We start from the raw sequence: 20,320 nt of genomic DNA, 5'->3' as shown, positions 1-20,320 counted from the left end.
AATATCAAGCTGCCGTTATTCCCATTTGACGATCGGTTCTTGGATCTGCCGGAGAAAAACGCCGGTTTTTTGGTTCCGGCTTTATAGAAGGATCTTGTAGTTTTTGCTGGGTTATGTTATGATCTGAGCACATAGGTGATTTTCTTCCTTATTTATCTTTAAAATCAATTGCTGTCTGTTTTTCTATTTGTCATTGGAATTTTTCTGTTCGTTTCATTCCATGGTTCTTCTTTGATGATCCTTTTTTATTTCCGTTTTAAACTGTTGACGGGGAAGGAATATTTATGCCCGATTGGAAAGTTGTCACGAAAAAATTGGAAGGGAAGGCGCCTGAACAGGCGAAAAGCCCTGTTTTTCTGCGTTTTTTGTCAGGCTGCGGCCGGTTTTTGATTTCCCTGGCGGGAACCATTCTCGTATCTCTGGGCTTAACGGTATTGGTGAATCCATCCCTTCGGCAGGCGATTTGGGAAGCAATTCAAAAACTTTGGTGAGAAAACCTCCTTCCAGGGGAGTTTCTATTGATAATTTGAGAAAATTCTTCTATAATAGTTTTAAACGCCTGGATTTCGGGCAGAATAGCGGGCTGCCGGAGGGCGGCCGCCGGTATAGGAGAGAATCCATGTATTGTATGAATTGCGGAAAAAAGCTTCCGGATGACGCGAAAAGCTGTGACCGATGCGGCATGCCGGTGGGCGAATATAAGCCGGAGGAGAATTCGGAAGAAAATCCCTATGTCTCCGGTTATTCTTATGGAACCGGTTATGAAGAAACGCCCCGGACGGATGGGGCCAGCACGTCTGGGGGACGTCCCTATGATTCGGGTTATGAAGAGAAAAATTCAACCTACGGATATAGCAGCTTTACCAAGCCGGATCAAGACTCTTACGGGTATTATGAGGACCGGCCGCCTCTGAGAAGCGGCGGTCTGGCGATTGCATCTTTGGTGCTCTGCATTCTGGGCGCTGTGTCCTGCTGCGCTCCTTTTTTCTCAATTCCTCTGTGCATTGCCGGGATCGTCTGCGGTGCGCTGGGGCTGAAGTCGGATAAGAGGACCATGGCCATGGTTTCCATGATTATCAGCATTGTATTTCTGGTGATCTCGATTGCTCTGCTGATTTATTCCATCGCTCTGATCCCCTATATGGATGACTATTGGGCGGAATACGGGTACGTCTGGAAATAAACGGGAGCGCAGAATAAAAAAAGCGGATGGGAAAGGCGCTTGAGAGTTTAACCGGTCGCCGGATGATACGTGCTTATACGAAAAAAGGGCTGGATTCGATGGAATCCGGCCCTTTTTCCGTGGACTAATGCAGCCCTGGATACTGTTCGCAGATAAAATGCAGAAATTTCCGGCAGGATTGGGAGAGGAAACGGCTTTTGCTCCACACCATGCCCATCTGGTAGGTCATGGGATCCCGGAAGGGGAGCGTTACGATCCCGGTCATATTGGAGAGAACCGGCGAGGTGGTTTCGAGGAGAAAAGAGATGCCGTAGTTCTGCGAAACCAAATCGTATATGGTGGAAAAGTTTTTGAAATAATGCCGGAAATTGATGGAGATTCCCTTTTTGGCAAATTCATCCCGGATCCGGTATTCCGTGTAGGAAGTGCCCTTTTCATACATCAGGATTTCTTCATTGGCCAAGTCCTCCAATGTGACGGAATCCTTCCTGCTGAGAGGATGGCTCTGGGACAGCAGAACCTGCAGCGTGCCGCTTTCCAGATTCAGATATTCCATATCTTCCGGCAGCGTGTCCTGACGGATCAGGAATCCGGCCTCAATTCCTCCCTGCTGAATCTGCTGGATGATTTCATGATTGCAGATATCTTGGATCGCCAGGTCCACGTTGGGCTCCTCTTTTGCAAAATCCCGGAGCACCATCGGGTACATTTTGGCGCAGGAAATCGGCGGAATTCCTAGAGAAAGCTCCTGGCGCTGGTAACCGTCGGAGACCGCGGCCCGGTCGTAGATTTTCTGTACGTTCTCCAAAATAACCTCGGAGCGGTGAAGAATCTCTTCCCCGGCCGGAGTCAGGCTCAGATTGCCGCCGGACCGGTCGAAAATCAAAACTCCCAGCTCTTTTTCCAGGTTTTTGACCGCGGTGGTGACCGTTGGCTGTGTCACATGGAGATGCTGGGCCGCCTTGGTAAAATTTTTGAACTGATAGAGTGCTTCGATATATTCTAATTGTCTTAGCTCCATAAAAACTCCATTCTTCCCAATCCGACATTGGATCCGTTTTCTATCCGTTATATGTTAGGCATCTCTAATAGTATGGCAGACTTTTATAAATTACGCAATAGAAAAAATCAGCTTATAAAAATTTTTTATCCAATATAAATAATCCCAATTTTTTATTTTTCAACGGATGCGTTATACTGAATACAAGATAAAGAAGGAGGTATGGATCAATGAATCAAGGATTTTTTCATTTAAATAAGCCGGCCAATGAGCCGGTAAAAGCCTACATGGCGGAAAGCGGCGATTGGAAGGAGCTTTGTGAGGAGCTGGAGTATCAAGCTTCTCATCGGATCGAGATTCCCTGCGTGATCGGAGGAAAGAAAATATACACAGGGGATATCCTGGACGCTGTGGAGCCCCATTGCCATGGAAACGTGCTGGCCCATACGCATCTGGCTGGTGAGAATGAGCTCAGAGAAGCTGTCCAGGCAGCCATGGAGGCAAAAGCAGAATGGGAATCTCTTTCCTGGGAACACCGGGCGTCGGTTTTCCTAAAAGCAGCCGACTTACTGACGGGACCGTACCGGAAAAAGATGACGGCCGCCTGTATGCTAAAGCAGAGTAAAAATGTCTACGAGGCTGAAATTGATGTGATCTGCGAGCTGGCGGATTTTCTGCGCTACAACGCATATTATCTGGAAGAGATCTATTGTGAGCAGCCGGTCAACACCCATGGAATCTGGAACCGGAATGAATACCGGCCTCTGGACGGATTTGTGGCGGCGCTGGCTCCGTTTAATTTTACCTCCATCAGCGGCAATCTCTGCGCGGCTCCTGCCATGGCCGGCAATGTGGTCGTCTGGAAGCCTTCCACGACTGCGGTGCTTTCCAGCTATTACCTGATGGAAATTTTTGAGGAAGCGGGACTGCCGGCCGGCGTCATCAATTTTGTGCCGAGCCGCGGTTCGGACTTTGGCCGGATCGTTGTCGCGGATCCGAAGATGGCCGGATTCCATTTCACTGGTTCCACCGAAGTGTTCAACAGCATTTGGAAGCAGGTCGGCGAACATATTGATGACTACGAATCTTATCCCCGGCTGGTGGGGGAGACAGGCGGTAAGGATTTTGTCTTTGCCCATGCCAGCGCGGATCCGGACGCCCTGGTTAGCGGCTTGATCCGCGGGGCCTTCGCGTTCGCCGGGCAGAAGTGCTCCGCCGCCTCCAGAGCCTATGTTCCGGCTTCTCTGTGGCCGCAGGTCAAGGAGAAACTTCACCAGGCCATGACGTTGGTGAAAACCGGGGATGTTCGCGATATTCACGCCTTCCTGAACGCTGTGATCGATGAAAAATCCTTTGCCAAGGTGAAAGAGTACCTGGATTTCGCCAAGAGCTCGCCGGACTGTGAAATTTTGGAAGGCGGTAATCTGGACGATTCGGTGGGATACTTTATTGAACCAACCATTATACTGGCAAAGAAGCCGGATTTCCGCACTATGGTGGAGGAAATTTTCGGGCCGGTCCTGACCATCTATGTCTATGAGGATGAAACACTCGGCGAAACATTGGCGCTCTGCGACCAGAGCACAGGATATGCACTTTCCGGCGCCATCTATGCCAACGACCGGATGGCTGTCGTCAAGATGGAAAAAGCACTGACGCATTCGGCCGGCAATTTCTATATCAACGACAAACCCACCGGCGCGGTGGTGGGTCAGCAGCCCTTTGGCGGAGGACGCCGTTCCGGAACCAACGACAAAGCCGGAAGCCGGGTCAATATGATGCGCTGGATCAGCCAGAGGACCATCAAGGAAAACCGTCTTCCGGACCGGGAGATTTTGTATCCGCATATGAAATAAAAGAACGACCGGCTGTATCCCGGATATTTTCCGCGGCCAGCCGGTCGTTCTTTTATTTTTGCTTTTCTGCGTTCTTCCTTTGATTCCGTTCCTATTCTTCCGCTTCTCCGCCGCTGTCAACAGCGCCTTCATTGCTGCCATTGCCGTTCCCGTTTCCATTCCCATTGTTTCCGCTGTTTCCATTGGTATTATCGGAAGGGGCCTCGGAAGGCGTGTTGGCATTATCCGTGGGCGACTCGCTGGGAACTACCGCAGGGACGCTCTCCTTGGGTTTGGTGCCCACTACCGTGGTCTTTGACGCGCCGCTGTAATGATCGGTGTGAAGCTTGGTACGGCTGACTTCTTTTCCATCCTCGTAGACAACCTTTTCCAGGTAAGCCGTGACTTCCGGCTTGTTGGTGCCGGTGGATTTCTGCTCGCCCTCATACATATTGGCGTCGTAGACGGTCTTCGGCTCCGGATCCTTTTTGGAAACGGTGGTGGACTCGAATTCAACTTTGCGGTTGGACGGCCGGTATTCCGCCCCGTAAAGACTGAAAGTCAGCGTGCTCCCGTCGGCGCTGGCGGCCAGATAAACCGGGTGATCCAGATTGTTTTCAAAAACCAGATCCTTTGAACCCGCAGCAATCGCGGCATCCGTAGAATAAGGAACATAGGATACAACCATAGAATGGGGAGAACGGGAGGTAACCTTTAACTCCGCCCGGAGAAGGGCGTTGTAAAGGGTCGTGGAAACCTGGCAGACGCCGCCGCCGTACGCTTCCTCCGTGTCTCCGTCCTTAAACTGGGTTGCCTTCTCATATCCGTTTTCCGGTTCTCGCGGCAGGATGGTTTCGCTGACGGACAGGCTCTCGCCCGGCATCAGCACCTTTCCATTCAGCCGCTCTGTGGCAACGGAAATATTGGTTTTTCTCCCGGATACGCTGTCGCTGTAATCCGTGGAAAAGGTTCCCAACCGGTCCTGGATCAAACTCAGCTCGTCATAGGTGCGGGATGGCTGCGTAACCTCTACCTGGGCGGCTACCTGCATGTTGGAAGCAAGATTTTCCTTTACCGCGGTCAGAATATTATTGACCGTGGTCTCCTGATCGGTGGCCAGCCCGGTGGTGTGCTCCGTCACAATAAAACTTCCGCTTTTCCGGGTGATCGTTGCATTCTTGGGTTCTGTATCGTGGGAAGCCACCTGGCTTTTTACAAATTCACGGACTTTTGCCTCATCGATTTGGTAGGGCACCTCCAGCACGACATGGCCGTACTTCATATCCATCAAGGTTTTGTATCGCTGCAGAATCGGACCGCTTTTTCCCAGGCGGTCTGCCTCGTCCAGGGCATTTTGGGAATCCCAGGAGAGCCCCAATTCCGCCAGAGTCGTCTGGATGGACTGGGTATCCATGGTGACGGTAAAAGGTGAGGAAGCGATTTCCTGATAGTAAGAATCTACGGCCTCCTTGGCCTTCTCCTTGCTGAGTCCTCCAATATTTACCTCACCAGCGTATACACCCTCGGCGATGCTTTCTTCTTTTTGCTCCGCCGGAGCCGCAAATACCGGGCTTTGAAATGCGAACAGAGCCATGCACAAGGCGGTACCGGCCAGCAGGTGTCTTAATTTCATAGTATTGCTCCTTTTCTTTTGAATCCGGGTGAATCTTAACGGCATTAGTATAACAATCCCCGAATTCAAATGCAAGATGAAAACCAGGTCTTTCTGAGGATTTAATGGTTTCTTAAAAAATCTGTCATATTTTGTAGAGAGAAGTTAACAGAATTGCGAGGGAACACGCCGGGGATTCGTCAGGCAGTTTCCATGCGGGGCGTGAATCAACATGCGAATGACGAATCATTTGCTGTATTCCGAGTGAAATTCTTCTATTGTAATGGGACATCCTACTTATTAGTATCATTATTGCCGAATGAACGGCTCGTCATTAACTTTTTTGAGGTTTTTCCAAATTATATTTATCATATGGCAAATGGCACATATTTCAAATCGGACGGCAAGAGGAATACCTGCATATCTGACCAAGTTTATACCGGAAAATCCATCTTTTCAGCAGGAATTCCACTTGGATTTTTTTGATTGATTCTCCTTAGTATTTACTTAAGTTTTCCCGGCTAAACTTGACGGAGAGGGCGGAACGTGATACCCTTACTATAGTCGGAAATTCTGACCATTTTTATTACAGGAAAATCAAAAAGAGGAAACGTTTTGAAAAGTATATTGTACAAATGCCGGAAGAGCATCGTCCTGGCGATGAAGTTGATTTTGTATGCGATGCTGATGGGAAGCTTTTTCCTCATTCTTTCCATCCACAATCCGCAGATGCTGGTGCCTTCCCGGACCGCGGCGGTCACGGCGGTTACTTTCGTGGTCGGCGGCCTGCTGCTGACCAATATCTACGGAAGATATGATATTGGCAGGCGGAAAAGTAAGCCGATCATTTATTCTCTGACGCTGTCGGTGTTGTTTACGGATATTTTTACCTTCATTATGTTGATAATCATGAACACCAACGATGCCAATAACAAGGAATATTTGGAGGAGGACATTTTACTTCTGATTGTCGTCTTCCTTTTGCAGATATTTTTAATCATTGTTTTTACTTACGGCGGACATGCAATTTATTTCGCGTTTGTCAAACCGGAGAATTGTTTGATTATCACGGATTCGCAGGAAACGCTCCACGATTTGAGAAGAGGAATCAACAAGTATAAAAAGCAGTACCAGGTGGGACACATTTTACTCTACGATGATCCGGTGATCTGGGAAGAGATTTTAAAAGTGGACACGGTCTTTTTGAATAACGTACCCAGCTCGCGCAGGACGGAGATTGTGGAATACTGTTATCAGAAGATGAAAAACGTCTACTACAATCCGGAGATTGTGGACGTGGTCAACATCAATTCCCGCCATGTGATTTTGGACGATGTGTCGATGATTGCCGCTGAGATTAAGGAGTTATCCGTGGAGCAGCGGATGGTGAAGCGGATCATGGACATCGTGGTCGCTCTTTTGGGCCTGGTCATCACCAGCCCGTTTTTAATCCTTTGTGCTTTGGCCATTAAGCTGGGAGACGGCGGAAAGATTTTCTTCTGCCAGGGCCGGGTCACCAGGGACGGCGAAGTATTTACGATCTATAAATTTCGGACAATGGTGGAGGACGCGGATAAACATTTGGTGACGGATCACGACGACCGGATCACCCCGGTGGGACGTTTCCTGCGGAAATACCGCCTGGATGAGCTTCCCCAGCTGTTCAATATTTTAAAAGGCGACATGAGCCTGGTGGGCCCCCGGCCGGAGATGACGGAATATGTCTATGCCTACTCGGAAAGCCTGCCTGAATTTCAGTACCGGCACCGGGTCAAGGCGGGACTGACCGGATACGCCCAGATCATGGGGAAATACAATACGACATCCAAGGACAAGCTGATCTTAGATCTGATGTATATTGAAAATTTCAGCTTGTGGAATGATATTAAAATTATTTTCCAGACGATCCTTGTGCTGTTTAAAGCCAGCGACAGCACGGAGGCGTTCTCGGAGGAGGACGAGAGGCATCAGCATGAAGAAAAAGTATGATTATGTGATTGTAGGCGGAGGCCTATTCGGCGGAGTATTTGCCTGGCATGCCACACGAAGGGGGAAGACCTGCCTGGTACTGGAAAAACGGGGGCAGCTCGGCGGGAACCTCTACTGCGAGGAGATCGAGGGGATCCCGGTTCACCGTTTCGGCGCCCATATTTTCCACACCTCGGATCAAAAAGTTTGGGATTTTGTGAACAATCTAGTGGAGTTCAACCGCTTCACCAACTCTCCCATGGCAAATTACCACGGGGAGATGTACAATATGCCCTTCAATATGAATACGTTCAACCGCCTCTGGGGCATTCGTACTCCGGCGGAGGCGGAGGCCATGATTGAGAAGCAGCGGGGAGCAGTGGACGGCGAGCCCGCCAATCTGGAAGAGCAGGCAATCCGCCTGGTGGGTACGGATCTCTACCAGAAACTGGTCAAAGGCTACACGGAGAAACAATGGGGACGGGACTGCCGGGATCTTCCTGCCTTTATCATCCGCCGCCTGCCGGTTCGTTTTACCTATGACAATAATTATTTTAATGATAAATATCAGGGAATCCCGGTGGGAGGCTATAACGGGCTGATCAAGGTGCTTTTTGAGGGCTGTGATTTCCGATTTGAAACCGACTTTAATGAAAACAGGGAAGCCTACCGGGCCTTGGGAGATAAGGTATTGTATACCGGAACCTTAGATTCCCTGTATGATTACCGGTTCGGCCGTCTGGAATACCGGAGCCTGCGCTTTGAGGACGAGGTGCTGGACGAAGAGAATTATCAGGGGGTGGCCGTGGTCAATTACACGGATCGGGAGACGCCGTTCACCCGGATCATTGAGCACAAGCATTTTGACTTCGGCAAACAGCCGAAGACCGTCATCACCAGAGAATATCCGGCTGAGTGGAAGGAGGGCGACGAGCCCTATTACCCGGTCAACGATGAAAAAAATCAGAGTCTGTATCAAAAATATCAGGAACTTGCCGAGGCGGAAGAGGGAATGCTTTTTGGCGGCCGTCTGGCGGAATACCGTTACTATGACATGGATAAAGTAATTGCGTCGGCCTTTCGGCTGGTTGAAAAGGAATGGCAGAAATGACAAAACAAATCATGGTCAGCGTGATTATGCCGGTCTACAAGGTGGAAGCCTACGTGGGGCGGGCCATCGAAAGCATTCAGAAGCAGACGCTGCCGGAATGGGAATTTTTGATTGTGGACGACGGAAGTCCTGATCGCAGCGGGGCGATTTGCGACACCTATGCCGAATCGGATCCGCGGATCCGGGTCTTCCACAAAGAAAACGGAGGCGCGCCCAGCGCCCGAAACCTGGCTATCGATACGGCGCAGGGAAAGTATCTTTATTTTATGGATGCGGACGATTGGGCGGAGCCGGATATGCTGGCGGATATGGTTTCCCTGGCAGAGCGGGATCATGCCCAGCTGGTGGTCGCCGGATTTTATATTGACACTTACTATCAGCCGGGGAAATTCCGTACGGATGATTTTTTTGTCGCAGACTCAGTCTTTTCCAACGCCCAGGAATTCCATGAAAATGCTTACCGGCTGTTTGACAAAAACCAGTTATATTCGCCGTGGAACAAATTGTGGCAGCGGGAATACATTGAATCGGGACATTTTCGTTTTCCGCCCACCTTCTGGGATGATTTTCCGTTTATCCTGTCCGTGATCCGGGATATCGAAAGGGTTACGGTTACCTCCAGGCAATATTATCATTTTATCCGGGAACGGGCCGAGTCGGAGACCGCAGCTTACCGGGAAGGGATGTATGAAAAGCGGGAGGAAGAACACGGCTGGATGAAGGAGCTTTACCGCCATTGGGGAGTGAACGATGCGCCAAGCCGCGAGATGGTGGCCCGCCGCTACATTGAACGGTTCATTGGATGCCTGGAAAATTTGACCAACCCCAATTGCAGAAAGAGTTACCGGGAAAAGCGGAAGTTGGTGAGAAACTGGATTACGTCGAACAATGTCCGGCATTCCCTGAAACTGGCTGTGCCGCGCTCTCGCATGATGAAGCTGATGCTGCTTCCCATCCGCTGGAAATGTGTGACGCTGACTCTTCTGGAGGCGAAGGCGATCACCCTTGTAAAGACAAAGAATGTAAAGGTTTTTGCCGCTCTAAAGGCAAAGCGGTAGAGGAGGATGAGACAATCATGGAAAAGAAACCGTTTTTCAGTGTCATCCTTCCGTTTTACAATGCGGAAAAAACGTTGAGGAAAGCCGTCTGCTCAGTCATTGAGCAGACTTTTTCCGATTTTGAACTTTTGCTGGTGGACGATGCCTCGGAGGATGGCGGACTGCTGCTGGCGGAGCGGCTGGCAGAGACCGATCAGCGAATCCGAATTCTTGCCCTGGATCCCAACGTGGGCGCTTCCCGCGCAAGGGACGCCGGGATTCGGGAGGCCTGCGGGGCCTATCTGCTGTTTTTGGACGCGGACGATACCTATGAGAGCCGTCTGATGGAACAAGCGGAGGCTTCTCTAAGAAAACATCCGGCGGACGCCGTGGTTTGGGGCGTGCTGGAGGACAGCAGGGATGAAAGCGACCGCCTGATCTCCAGCCGGAAAATCACGGTTCCTCCCGGCACATGCGACAACTCTGGACAGGTTCGCCAGGTGACGCTGCTTTTGGAAGCGAAGAGCCTGTACGGATATTTTTGGAACAAAGCATACCGGACGGATGTCTGGAGAGCGTTGGATGCCCCGATTCCTGTGCAGGCCTTTAACGAAGACATTATGTTCAATCTGATATTTTTTCAGAATCTTAGATCCCTCAATGTATTGGGAACGGCGCTCACTCATTATAATTTGAGACCCGAAACCAGTCTGACCAGACGTTTTTTGCCGGATTATTATGCGATCGCCATGAGGCGGGTGGAAGGTTTGTTTGACCAGCAAAAAAGCTGGAAGAGGGATACCCCGGATGTGAGAAAGCTGCTTGCCGGTTTTTGGCTGCGGTATCTGCTCTCGGCATTGGAACGAAATCTGGATGTCCAGGCAAACATGGGACATAAGGACCGGGTTTTGTTTTTGAATGGGGTCTATAGGAGCCGTCTGTATCGAGAGTTGATGGAGTATGCTTCGCCGGAAGGCGCTGGGATGGCTGCTTTGGCATTTTGTCTGAAGAAGAGATGGACTGCCGGATGTCTGGCGGTGGGAAGAGCCGTGCATCTGATTAAGAGCCGGATGCCGGGACTGTTCCGGCGCTTGAAAGGATGATAGGATTTCGCAGGTTACAGACGCGTTCTGCAGAAAAGTATTGGGAGGCACAATGAAACGGATCCTGTTTGTGTGTAATAATCTGGACCATGGGGGGATCCCGAAAGCGCTGGTCAATCTGCTTCGGGAAATTCACGGCGATTATGCAGTTGATTTGCTGTTGTTTTATCCCTGGGGGCCGTATTTGAAAGATGTTCCTTCCGATGTGCGGCTATTGCCGTCGGAGGGACTATTGCCGCTGCTGGGAATCCCACAGTCGGAACTGCAAAAGAAATCCAAGAAGGGGGCGCTGTTCCGCGGATTTTTTGTACTGTGGAGCCGCCTGTTTGGGAACGCATTTCCCCGGCGGTGCGTGTTTTCGACAGTACCGGCCTTGTCCGGCTATGACACGGCGGTGGCGTTTGCCCAAGATAATTCCAGCCGGGCCTTTGCAATCGGCTGCAATGCGTTTGTACTGAACAAAGTGGAAGCTTCGCAGAAGGCGACGTTTGTCCACTGTGACTTTGAGCATTACGGAGGAAACACCAGGGGAAACCGGAGAATTTACCGGAAGTTTGACCGGATCGCCTGCGTCTCAAGAGGCTGCCGGGATGCGTTTCTTCGGGTGATGCCGGATTTGGCGGACCGGACGCAGATCGTGTACAACTGCACGGACTACGGGCTGATCCGAAGGCTGGCGCAGGAACCGGTGGAAGGTTTTCTGCCGGAACAGACAAACCTCATTTCCGTGTCCCGGATTACGCCGGAGAAAGGTCATATGCGGGCTCTCAAAGTGATGAAGCGGGTCATGCCGGACTATCCGGCCCTCCACTGGTACGTGATCGGAGACGGTCCGTGCCGGGAGGAGTTGGAGGAGGCGATCAGGCTCGCTGGACTTTCCGAACGGATCCATTTATTGGGGCAAAAAGAAAATCCCTACTGCTACATGAAACGGGCGGACGCCCTGTTTCTGCCTTCGTTTCACGAGGCGGCGCCCATGGTATTTGACGAAGCAAAGACGCTAGGGCTGCCGGTTTTGACCACAGAAACCACCTCATCTTCCCGGCTGATCGGCCTGACCGGATGTGGTTTGGTCTGTGAAAACTCGGAAGAAGGCATGGAAAAGGGGCTGAGAGAGATCCTGAGTAAGCCGGAGCTGCTGGAGCAGTTCCGCCGGAAAGCGGAGCAGCAGCATTTGGATAACCAGATTTCCCGTGAACAGTGGGAACGTTTGATAAGGAGCAGAGAATGAGGCTAAGTATTCTGGTCCCGGTCTATAACCGGGAGGGGACACTCCGGCGCTGTGTGGAAAGCTTGCTGCGCCAGGATCTGGAGGAATATGAGATCATCCTGGTGGACGATGGGTCTACGGATGCCAGCCGACGGATATTGGAAGATTACCGGAGGCGGTATCCGGAAAAAGTCAAACTGATCTTTCAGGAAAATCAGGGAGTTGCCGGCGCCAGAAATGCCGGGCTTGAAGCTGCCTGCGGGGAGTATGTGACCTGGGTGGACAGCGACGACTGGCTGAGAGAGAATTGCCTGGGGATGCTTTGGAGGAAAGTGAAGCGGTCCGGCTGGGATGTCCTCTTGTTTGACGGCTGGGAAGATTCCGAGGACCGGGAGGAGCGCCCTTATTCGGCTCTGGAAGCCGTGCTGCCGGTGCGTCAGGAAGGCGCTTTAACCAAGGAGGAATTTTTGCTGACCAGGCCGTGCCCCTGGAATAAGTGGATGAGAAGAAGCCTGTGGGAGGCAGAAGAGGGCCGAGAGGCGCTGCGTTTTCCGAAGGGGATCATTTATGAAGATCTGGCGACAATTCCGCTGCTGGCGCTGCGCACCTTGAAGATTGGCTATACGCCTCAGAAAGTGTATCACTATGAACAGAGCGCGGCATCCATCATGCGCCAGACCGGATATCAGGAAAAAATGGACTGTATTTTTTCAGCGGCAGAGCGGTTGAGAAGCGAATTGGAGAAAACGTTTCCGGCGGAAGTGGAGTATCTTTGGTGGCTGCATCTGCTGCTGCTGGGCGGAATGCGTTATCTGCAGTGCGGGAGAGAAGATCTGGCGTCCAAAACAGCCGACGCCATGCAGGCGGCCTTTCCCTGCTGGCAGGAGAACGAATATGTCAGACGGATGCCTTTGCATGTGCGCTGGAAGGCGGACTGGCTGTACCGGGAGAAGTTTTGGCGGCTGAGGCAGATGGAGGATTTGAAGCGGTTTTTGAGACGGGAACGGGTGGAAGAGGAGGAGTAGGCAGAGGATCGCGAAAGAAGTTGTGAGGGATTTTGCACGGATGAATGGATAGGTGAAATGCTGTTTTGTAGATCTTGCAACTGTGTTTCGAAGGAATCAGGTCTTTGCAGAAATACAATCCAGGGAAGAGGAAGCCATTGAACCGAGATCGAGGAATAAAAAATCTATTTTACTCTATATTAGGTCAGGTTGTTACCATTGGTATCGGCCTGCTTTTGCCGCGCTTTTTTATTACTGGCTATGGGTCCGAGGTCAATGGATTACAAACATTAACAACTTCTAAAAACTAAAGAGGCTTTTAGATTGCTTTTATAGACTTGGAAATTTAAGACTGATATAGATTTTTATATGGGACTATGTTATACTGAATAAGATATTATGCAAAGGAGTAAAAGCATGAAGCTTATTATACAGATACCATGTTATAATGAAGAAGAAACATTAAAAATCGCATTAAATGATTTACCGAAGCAAATTGATGGGGTAGATAAAATAGAATATTTAATTATCAACGATGGAAGCAGAGATAATACGGTACAGGTGGCACGCGAATGGGGGGTTCACCATATAGTCAGTTTTAAAAAGAATAAAGGTTTGGCTAAAGGTTTTATAGCGGGCCTAGATGCCTGTCTTCGAAATGGAGCTGATATTATCGTAAATACAGATGCAGATAATCAGTATTGCGGAGAGGATATCGAGAAGCTAATCCAGCCTATTTTGCATGGACAAGCAGATATGGTGATTGGAGAACGACCGATAGACCAGACGGAGCACTTTTCACCTCTGAAAAAGAAGCTGCAGCATTTTGGCAGCTGGGTGGTTCGGAAAGCGTCAAAAACAGATATTCCGGATGCGCCAAGTGGTTTTCGGGCCTATAGCCGAGAAGCAGCTATGCGGATGAATGTAGTAAATGAATATACGTATACTTTAGAGACTATTGTACAGGCAGGAAGAAACAAAATGGCGATAACTTCGGTACCTATTCGCACAAATGAGGAGTTGCGTCCATCTAGGTTATTTAGCAGTATGTTTGGTTATATAAAAAAATCCGTGTTGACTATTTTTCGAGCTTTTTTGATGTATCGGCCGTTGATCTGTTTCACTTTAATCGGTTCGATTGTTTTTTTGGTGGGCTTTGCAGTAGGGGTGCGTTTTTTATACTTTATGTTTATCGGGGACAGTGCAGGGCATATCCAGTCGCTGATTTTATCAAGTACTTTAATGCTTTGTGGTGTGTCCACATTTATTGTTGGGCTACAAGCTGATATTATCGCGGCAAACCGGAAATTGTTGGAGGATATCCAGTATCGTGTAAAACGTTTAGATTATGCACAGTCAGAGTTAGAAAGGAAAAAGACAGAAGAAGAATGAAGATTGCGGTAGCAGGAACTGGATATGTTGGTTTAGTTACAGGAGTTTGTTTGGCCGAAAATGGTCATGAAGTGACATGCGTTGATGTGGATGAAGCGAAAATTGCTTTGATGAACCAAGGAATATCTCCAATTTACGAAGATGGCTTAGAAGAGCTGATGCAAAAAAATAAACAGCGCTTGTGTTATACCACCGATTATATGCAAGCATACAGCACGGCGGATGTGATTTTTATAGGGGTAGGTACTCCAGAGAAAAGAGATGGTTCTGCTAATTTAAAATATGTTTATTCTGTTGCTGATCAGATTGCGGAAAATGTTGTGAAGGATTGTGTGGTTGTAGTTAAGTCTACGGTACCAATTGGAACGAATGATCGGCTGGAAGTCTATTTCGAGGAACGTGTACGGGCAGGGATCCGTGTTTTTGTGGCTTCAAATCCAGAATTTTTGGCACAAGGAACAGCTGTGAAAGATACACTTTACCCTTCTAGAATTATCATTGGAACGGAGGAAGACTTCGTCGCAAATATTCTAAAAAAGGTTTATCAGGATTTCTCTGCCCCTTTACTTATAACCAACCGTAAAAGTGCAGAAATGATAAAATATGCTTCAAACGATTTTTTAGCGTTGAAAATTTCGTATATTAATGAGATTGCTAACCTATGTGAGTTGGTTGGTGCAGATATAGAAGATGTCGCAACCGGTATGGGATTTGACTCACGTATTGGAAATAAGTTCTTACATGCAGGAATTGGATACGGTGGATCTTGTTTCCCTAAAGATACAAAAGCTTTACATTGGTTTGCCAATTTTCACGACTATGAAATGAAAACGATAAAAGCCGCGATTGAAGTCAATGACAACCAGAAATTGCGAATGATTAAGAAAGCAAGAAAATTTTATCGGGAGTTAAAAGGATTGACGATATCAGTTTTGGGCCTCACGTTTAAACCTGGTACGGATGATTTGAGAGAGGCCCCTTCGTTAGTGAACATTCCCATTCTTATGGATGAGGAGTGTAAAATACAGGCGTGGGATCCAGTAGGCAGTGAAAATTTTAAAAAGCGTTTTCCGGAAGGTATTGTATATTGCGATACCATTGAAGAAGCACTTACAAATTCAGATTTATGTATGATTTTCACGGATTGGGAAGAGATTAAACGCCTAGATGTGCATAAATACAGCGAGTATATGCGGAAACCGATAGTTATTGATGGGAGAAATTGTTACCATTTAGAACAGTTCGAAGATACAGATATAATTTACGATAGTGTAGGAAGACGCATTGTGAATGGAGCACACTCTATAGGATATGGAGTGATGTAAGGGGTATGAGAGAAGGAAGATATAATCTTTTAATGACTGCTTCTACTTTTCCGCGATGGAAAGGAGATACAGAGCCACGATTTATTTTGGATTTGGCAAAGTCTTTGACTCCTTATTTTAATGTAACCGTTCTTGCTCCGGGTGCTCCAGGAGCAGAAAAAATGGAAAAAATGGAAGGCGTTAACGTGATACGATACCAGTATTTCCCGATAAGTCGCCTTCAAACACTATGTTATCCGGGGGCAATCGTCCCGCGAATAAAAGAAAAAAAAATAAGAGCATTATTAGTACCATGTCTTTTACTAGCTTTATGGGCAAAGATTTTAAAAATTAAAAAAGACTATGATATTATTCAAGCGAATTGGCTGATTCCGCAGGGGATTATTCAGAGTTTTTTTGGTAAACCTTATGTAGTAACAGGACATGGAACAGATGTCAGAGAGATGAATAGGGGACTTGTAGGTTGCTTGAAAAAGAGGTGCTTGCGAAAAGCGGAAGCAATAACCACGGTATCCCAACATTTGAAAAAAGAGATCAACTGTCTGTACTACAATGATAAAACCAGCATAATTCCTATGGGGTGTTGGACAGAGTATTTTGGAAAGAGACATGCGGTAGACAATTTGTTTTCGCAAGACGGAAAAAAGGTGATCTTATTTGTGGGGAGACTTGATAAGATTAAAGGTATCACCTATTTGATAGAAGCCGTAAAAGAAATTGATGCTCTGCTGGTAATAGTAGGAGGAGGGCCTTTAGAATCTATTTTGAAAGAACAGGCGGCGGAACAAGGAAATAAAATACAGTTTTTAGGGGCAAAGACACATGAAGAATTGACGAAAATATATGCCTCCTCGGACATTTTTGTTGCCCCTTCTATTACGACAGAGAGTGGAGCCAAGGAAGGATTTGGAGTGGTTATATTAGAAGCAATGGCATCAGGCTTGCCTGTAGTTGCAAGTCTGTCTGGAGGAATAAAAGATATTATCACAAATGGTGAGAATGGTATATTAGTGCCGGAACGAGATAGCCACGCCATTGCCGATGCAATTCGATCATTACTATTCAATGAAGATTATTATGAAAAAATATGTAAAAAATCCGTAGAGACAGCAGCCGAGTTTGATTATCATGTAATAGGGGCACAATACGCAGAGATTTTTTATACATGTTTATCGGGGGAATTGGCTACAAATGACGAATGAATACAAAGTATCAGTTATTGTGCCAGTGTATAATGCAGGACCTTTTTTGGATCGGTGCCTTGCTTCTATTTGTGCACAAACATATAAGAATTTAGAAGTCGTTATAATAGATGATGGTTCAACAGATAATAGTCCAACAATTAGTCGAGAGTATGCTCTGAAAGACTCAAGAATTATCTTCGTTTCCCAAGAAAATAGTGGTGTCTCTGCTGCCAGAAATAGTGGGTTGGACATTGTTAGTGGAAAGTATGTTACCTTTGTAGATGCGGATGATTACATTAAAGAAAACCACATTGAGAACTTGTATAACGCGATTGCAGGCAGAGACATTGGAATTACTGCTTTATACAATGTTTCGGCGGAAAATAAACGGCAAAAGTCATGGGGAGCGAATACTGTTTTAACGAGGGAACAATTATTTGAAGAAACCGTGTGTGATAGTTATATTGGCGGATATTTGTGGAACAAAATCTTTTTGCGCGATATTATTAATCGTGAGCAATTACGCTTATCTCCTGATATATCGATTTCTGAGGATATGCTATGGATTTGTCAGTATTTAATGTTTTGCACGAGTGGGTATTATTCTTGTGAACCTACTTATTATTATGTGCGGAATGATCAATCTGCCATGAGAAAAATGTATGAGGAGCATTGTTTTGATATTCGTAAAGCATCTTCTCTGGAAGCTGCTAGGCGAATGAAGAACCTAACAAAGAATGAAACGCAGACTGTGAAAGATGCGATTAATTACCGGTGGGTAAGAGTAAGATTGTGGATTCTAATGAATATGATTTTTTGCGGCTATAGAGATAAAAATTTGTTTAATCAGATTAAAGATATCCAGTTCTTTCAGCTGAAAGCTTATTTGAAAAATAAGGCAGGAAAAGGAATTGAAAAAGCTTGTGCACTGATTATGTTCCTTTCACCACATTTTTTATATTGGAGTGCGAGGATATTTGGCAAACTCTTTTTTACTAAATTTCGAGAAAAGCTTTTGAATTAAAGTGATTTAAAGCTAGGAGCGGATTAATGAAAATTGTGATGGTTACACAAATGGATATATTTGGTGAATTAAATTATGGAGGTGTAATTGAGGCTAGAAGGCACTATAATTTATTAACTAAAATATTAGGCCCGGATTCTGTCTATACGGTTATTATCTCGAATAATTGTAAACGTAAGCAAGCGCAGGATAATAGGAATTATGTTTGGCAAAAAAGAAGCCAATGGTCTGTAGTTTATAATTGTCTTTGCTTACGGGTAGAGATGGGGAAAAGGATAGAAGAGGAAGTCGCAGAATATATTAATAGTCTGGACATAGATGCTGTTTTTTTTGAGGCTTCTTTTTGGTGGGGGGTTGAAAAGCGCTTAAAGCCAGAGATTAGAACGATTCTGTTTATGCATAACATAGAAAAAAATTATGCGTGGAATAGGGTTATTCATAAAAGTGTGTTGACACTTCCGCGTTTTTTTGCGTGTTGGTATAATGAAACGAGGATGATAAGATATTCTGATCAGATTTTGTGTCTTAATGAACGAGATCGTATGTTGATACGTAAGATTTATCACCGAGGTGTGGATTTAGTGCTTCCTATCTCGTTTGAAGATCACTTTCCAGGTGAAATTGATGTAGATGTGCCAAAAAATGGTAAGAATCTTCTTTTCGTTGGAAGTAATTTTCCTCCTAACTATCAGGGAATTGTATGGTTCGTAAAAAATGTAATGCCAAAAGTGAATGGAATACTATCTATAGTGGGAAAAGGAATGGAAAAATGCCGAGAAGAATTGGAATGTGAAAATGTTAGAGTGGTCGGTACAGTTGATAATACTGCGCAGTTTTATGAGCAGGCAGATGTTGTTGTTATGCCCATCTTCTGGGGGGATGGAATGAAAGTGAAAACAGCTGAGGCTATGATGTATGGAAAAACAATTATAGCGACTAAGGAAGCACTAGAAGGTTATGAAACAGAAGGCGTTGAAGGTATTTTTGAATGTAGTACCAAGGAGGATTTTGTCACAACAATAAACAAGGTATTACAGGATCCCCAATTTAGAGGAGTGAATTTGTCTGTTAGGAAACTCTTTATTGAAAAATATGATACGGCTGTATGTGCTCAGCGATTTCGGAAGTTTATTTTGGAAGAAAAAGAAAGATGTGATTATAACAAAGATAAGGCGTGAAGAGGAGATTAAGGGCTAAATGAAGGTTTTATATATGGCAATCGGAAATTTTTTGCAAGAGACTCACAGCGGAGGACTATTAAGATGCTTGCAAAATTACCAGTTGCTTTTGGAATATTTTGGTGAAGACAATGTGAAACTATGTATTTTTACTGACCAAATGATAGAGACGGTAAGGGGAAATATTTATAATATTCATATGAGCTCTTCGCGAAAGGAACGATGGACAACTTTTTTACGAGGAAATAGTATTGTAACATATAATAACGAAAAAAAGTTAAAACAATATTTAAAGACAACAGATGTCCAAGTGGTTGTTTTTGAGTCGGGGCTGTTCGGATATATGATGCGTTATGTTCCCCATGGTGTAAAAAGAGTTGTACTTATGCAGAATATTGATAAATATTATTATAAAAATTTGGTGCTTCATGGTGGCTGGGGTAACTATCCTCGCTATTGGGCAGCAATGCGTAATGAAAGATATGCTGTCAAGAATGCAGATTCTATTGTGTGTCTAAATCGCAGGGATTCTGATTTATTAAAAAAAGAATATGGTAAAGCAGCAGGAATGTTGTTACCGATTACATTTCAAGATATATTTGATTTCGCACGTGTGCAGTCAGAATTTCGAGAAAAGGAATTACTTTTTGTTGGATCTCTTTTTCCTCCCAATTTACATGGGATCCGATGGTTTATACAAAATGTTATGTCCAAATTAAGGGAATATAAACTTGTCATCGTAGGTAAAAATTTTGAATCGATGCGGAGTGAATTGGAGAATGAGCAAGTTCGGGTAGTGGGTACTGTGAACGACTTGTCTGAATATTATTATTCTTTTCCGGCAATAGTAATGCCGATTTTGTATGGTGATGGTATGAAGGTGAAGACGGCAGAAGCCATGATGTACGGAAAAACTATTTTTGCGACAGATGAGGCCTTAGAAGGTTATGAGGTTGAGGGGGTAAAAGGCGTTTTCAGATGTAATCAGGCTGAGGATTTTGTAATAAATATCTCAAATTTTTTCCGGGAGCAAACTATCTCTGGATTTCAGCCGGAGGTGCGAAATTTGTTTTTGAATCAGCATGATAATAAAATATTGGCCCGGAGGTTAGGATGCTTTTTAGAACAGACTGTAAATAAGCAGGAGGTGTGAG

The 20,320-nt window shown here is 46.3% G+C and carries 17 protein-coding genes; 15 read left to right on the top strand and 2 right to left on the bottom strand.

The genetic code is table 11. The annotated features are described in order from the left end of the window. Positions 1-284 precede the first annotated feature (284 nt). Together MUB23_RS16330 and MUB23_RS16325 are read left to right on the top strand one after the other, a co-directional pair. Positions 285-491, top strand: coding sequence for a hypothetical protein (locus tag MUB23_RS16330; protein ID WP_244801818.1), 207 nt, complete (start codon positions 285-287; stop codon positions 489-491). Positions 492-619: 128 nt separating this feature from the next. Next, positions 620-1,183, top strand: coding sequence for a DUF4190 domain-containing protein (locus MUB23_RS16325; RefSeq protein ID WP_244801817.1), 564 nt, complete (start codon positions 620-622; stop codon positions 1,181-1,183). A 124-nt stretch (positions 1,184-1,307) separates the two neighbouring features. On the opposite strand, the gene MUB23_RS16320 is transcribed toward MUB23_RS16325, so the two are convergent. Continuing rightward, positions 1,308-2,204, bottom strand: a complete 897-nt coding sequence (locus tag MUB23_RS16320; protein WP_244801816.1) for a LysR family transcriptional regulator — start codon at positions 2,202-2,204, stop codon at positions 1,308-1,310. Positions 2,205-2,413: 209 nt separating this feature from the next. Between MUB23_RS16320 and pruA the strand changes: the two genes are divergently transcribed. Next, positions 2,414-4,039, top strand: coding sequence for an L-glutamate gamma-semialdehyde dehydrogenase (pruA, locus tag MUB23_RS16315; protein ID WP_244801815.1), 1,626 nt, complete (start codon positions 2,414-2,416; stop codon positions 4,037-4,039). A 91-nt stretch (positions 4,040-4,130) separates the two neighbouring features. Here the strand turns inward: pruA and MUB23_RS16310 are convergent, their stop codons facing one another. Beyond that, complete coding sequence (locus MUB23_RS16310) at positions 4,131-5,651, bottom strand: VanW family protein (protein WP_244801814.1); 1,521 nt, start codon at positions 5,649-5,651, stop codon at positions 4,131-4,133. A gap of 594 nt (positions 5,652-6,245) precedes the next feature. Here MUB23_RS16310 and MUB23_RS16305 point away from each other — a divergent pair. The 12 genes from MUB23_RS16305 to MUB23_RS16250 all read left to right on the top strand — a co-directional run bounded on the left by MUB23_RS16305 (position 6,246) and on the right by MUB23_RS16250 (position 20,319). Continuing rightward, positions 6,246-7,619: a sugar transferase gene (locus tag MUB23_RS16305; RefSeq protein WP_244801813.1), complete on the top strand. Its 1,374-nt coding sequence runs from the start codon at positions 6,246-6,248 to the stop codon at positions 7,617-7,619. Continuing rightward, positions 7,603-8,709, top strand: a complete 1,107-nt coding sequence (gene glf / locus MUB23_RS16300) for a UDP-galactopyranose mutase (RefSeq protein ID WP_244801812.1) — start codon at positions 7,603-7,605, stop codon at positions 8,707-8,709. The genes MUB23_RS16305 and glf overlap by 17 nt, the downstream gene beginning before the upstream one ends. Then, on the top strand, positions 8,706-9,767 hold the full coding sequence (locus MUB23_RS16295) for a glycosyltransferase family 2 protein (protein ID WP_244801811.1): 1,062 nt from the start codon (positions 8,706-8,708) through the stop codon (positions 9,765-9,767). Before glf ends, MUB23_RS16295 begins: the two co-directional genes overlap by 4 nt. Positions 9,768-9,784: 17 nt before the next feature. Further along, the gene (locus MUB23_RS16290; protein WP_244801810.1) at positions 9,785-10,849 is read left to right on the top strand and encodes a glycosyltransferase family 2 protein; all 1,065 of its coding nucleotides are present in this window, start codon (positions 9,785-9,787) and stop codon (positions 10,847-10,849) included. A gap of 52 nt (positions 10,850-10,901) precedes the next feature. Further along, complete coding sequence (locus MUB23_RS16285) at positions 10,902-12,080, top strand: glycosyltransferase (RefSeq protein WP_244801809.1); 1,179 nt, start codon at positions 10,902-10,904, stop codon at positions 12,078-12,080. Then, positions 12,077-13,084 (top strand): glycosyltransferase family 2 protein, encoded by a 1,008-nt coding sequence (locus MUB23_RS16280; protein WP_244801808.1) that lies wholly within the window; start codon positions 12,077-12,079, stop codon positions 13,082-13,084. The genes MUB23_RS16285 and MUB23_RS16280 overlap by 4 nt, the downstream gene beginning before the upstream one ends. A 396-nt stretch (positions 13,085-13,480) precedes the next feature. Beyond that, on the top strand, positions 13,481-14,455 hold the full coding sequence (locus tag MUB23_RS16275) for a glycosyltransferase family 2 protein (protein ID WP_244801807.1): 975 nt from the start codon (positions 13,481-13,483) through the stop codon (positions 14,453-14,455). Then, positions 14,452-15,780, top strand: coding sequence for a UDP-glucose dehydrogenase family protein (locus MUB23_RS16270; protein ID WP_244801806.1), 1,329 nt, complete (start codon positions 14,452-14,454; stop codon positions 15,778-15,780). Before MUB23_RS16275 ends, MUB23_RS16270 begins: the two co-directional genes overlap by 4 nt. A 5-nt stretch (positions 15,781-15,785) precedes the next feature. After that, positions 15,786-16,982: a glycosyltransferase gene (locus MUB23_RS16265; RefSeq protein ID WP_244801805.1), complete on the top strand. Its 1,197-nt coding sequence runs from the start codon at positions 15,786-15,788 to the stop codon at positions 16,980-16,982. Next, the gene (locus MUB23_RS16260) at positions 16,972-17,988 is read left to right on the top strand and encodes a glycosyltransferase family 2 protein (RefSeq protein WP_244801804.1); all 1,017 of its coding nucleotides are present in this window, start codon (positions 16,972-16,974) and stop codon (positions 17,986-17,988) included. Before MUB23_RS16265 ends, MUB23_RS16260 begins: the two co-directional genes overlap by 11 nt. Positions 17,989-18,014: 26 nt before the next feature. Further along, positions 18,015-19,166, top strand: a complete 1,152-nt coding sequence (locus tag MUB23_RS16255; protein ID WP_244801803.1) for a glycosyltransferase family 4 protein — start codon at positions 18,015-18,017, stop codon at positions 19,164-19,166. Between the two features lie 19 nt (positions 19,167-19,185). Further along, on the top strand, positions 19,186-20,319 hold the full coding sequence (locus tag MUB23_RS16250) for a glycosyltransferase (protein WP_244801802.1): 1,134 nt from the start codon (positions 19,186-19,188) through the stop codon (positions 20,317-20,319). Position 20,320: the final 1 nt, after the last annotated feature.

It is taken from the genome of Cuneatibacter sp. NSJ-177, from assembly GCF_022867805.1.
In the GTDB taxonomy this organism is placed as follows: domain Bacteria; phylum Bacillota; class Clostridia; order Lachnospirales; family Lachnospiraceae; genus Pseudolachnospira.
Note: the sequence above shows the minus strand (reverse complement) of the source record. Positions and strands in the feature narration are given on the sequence as shown.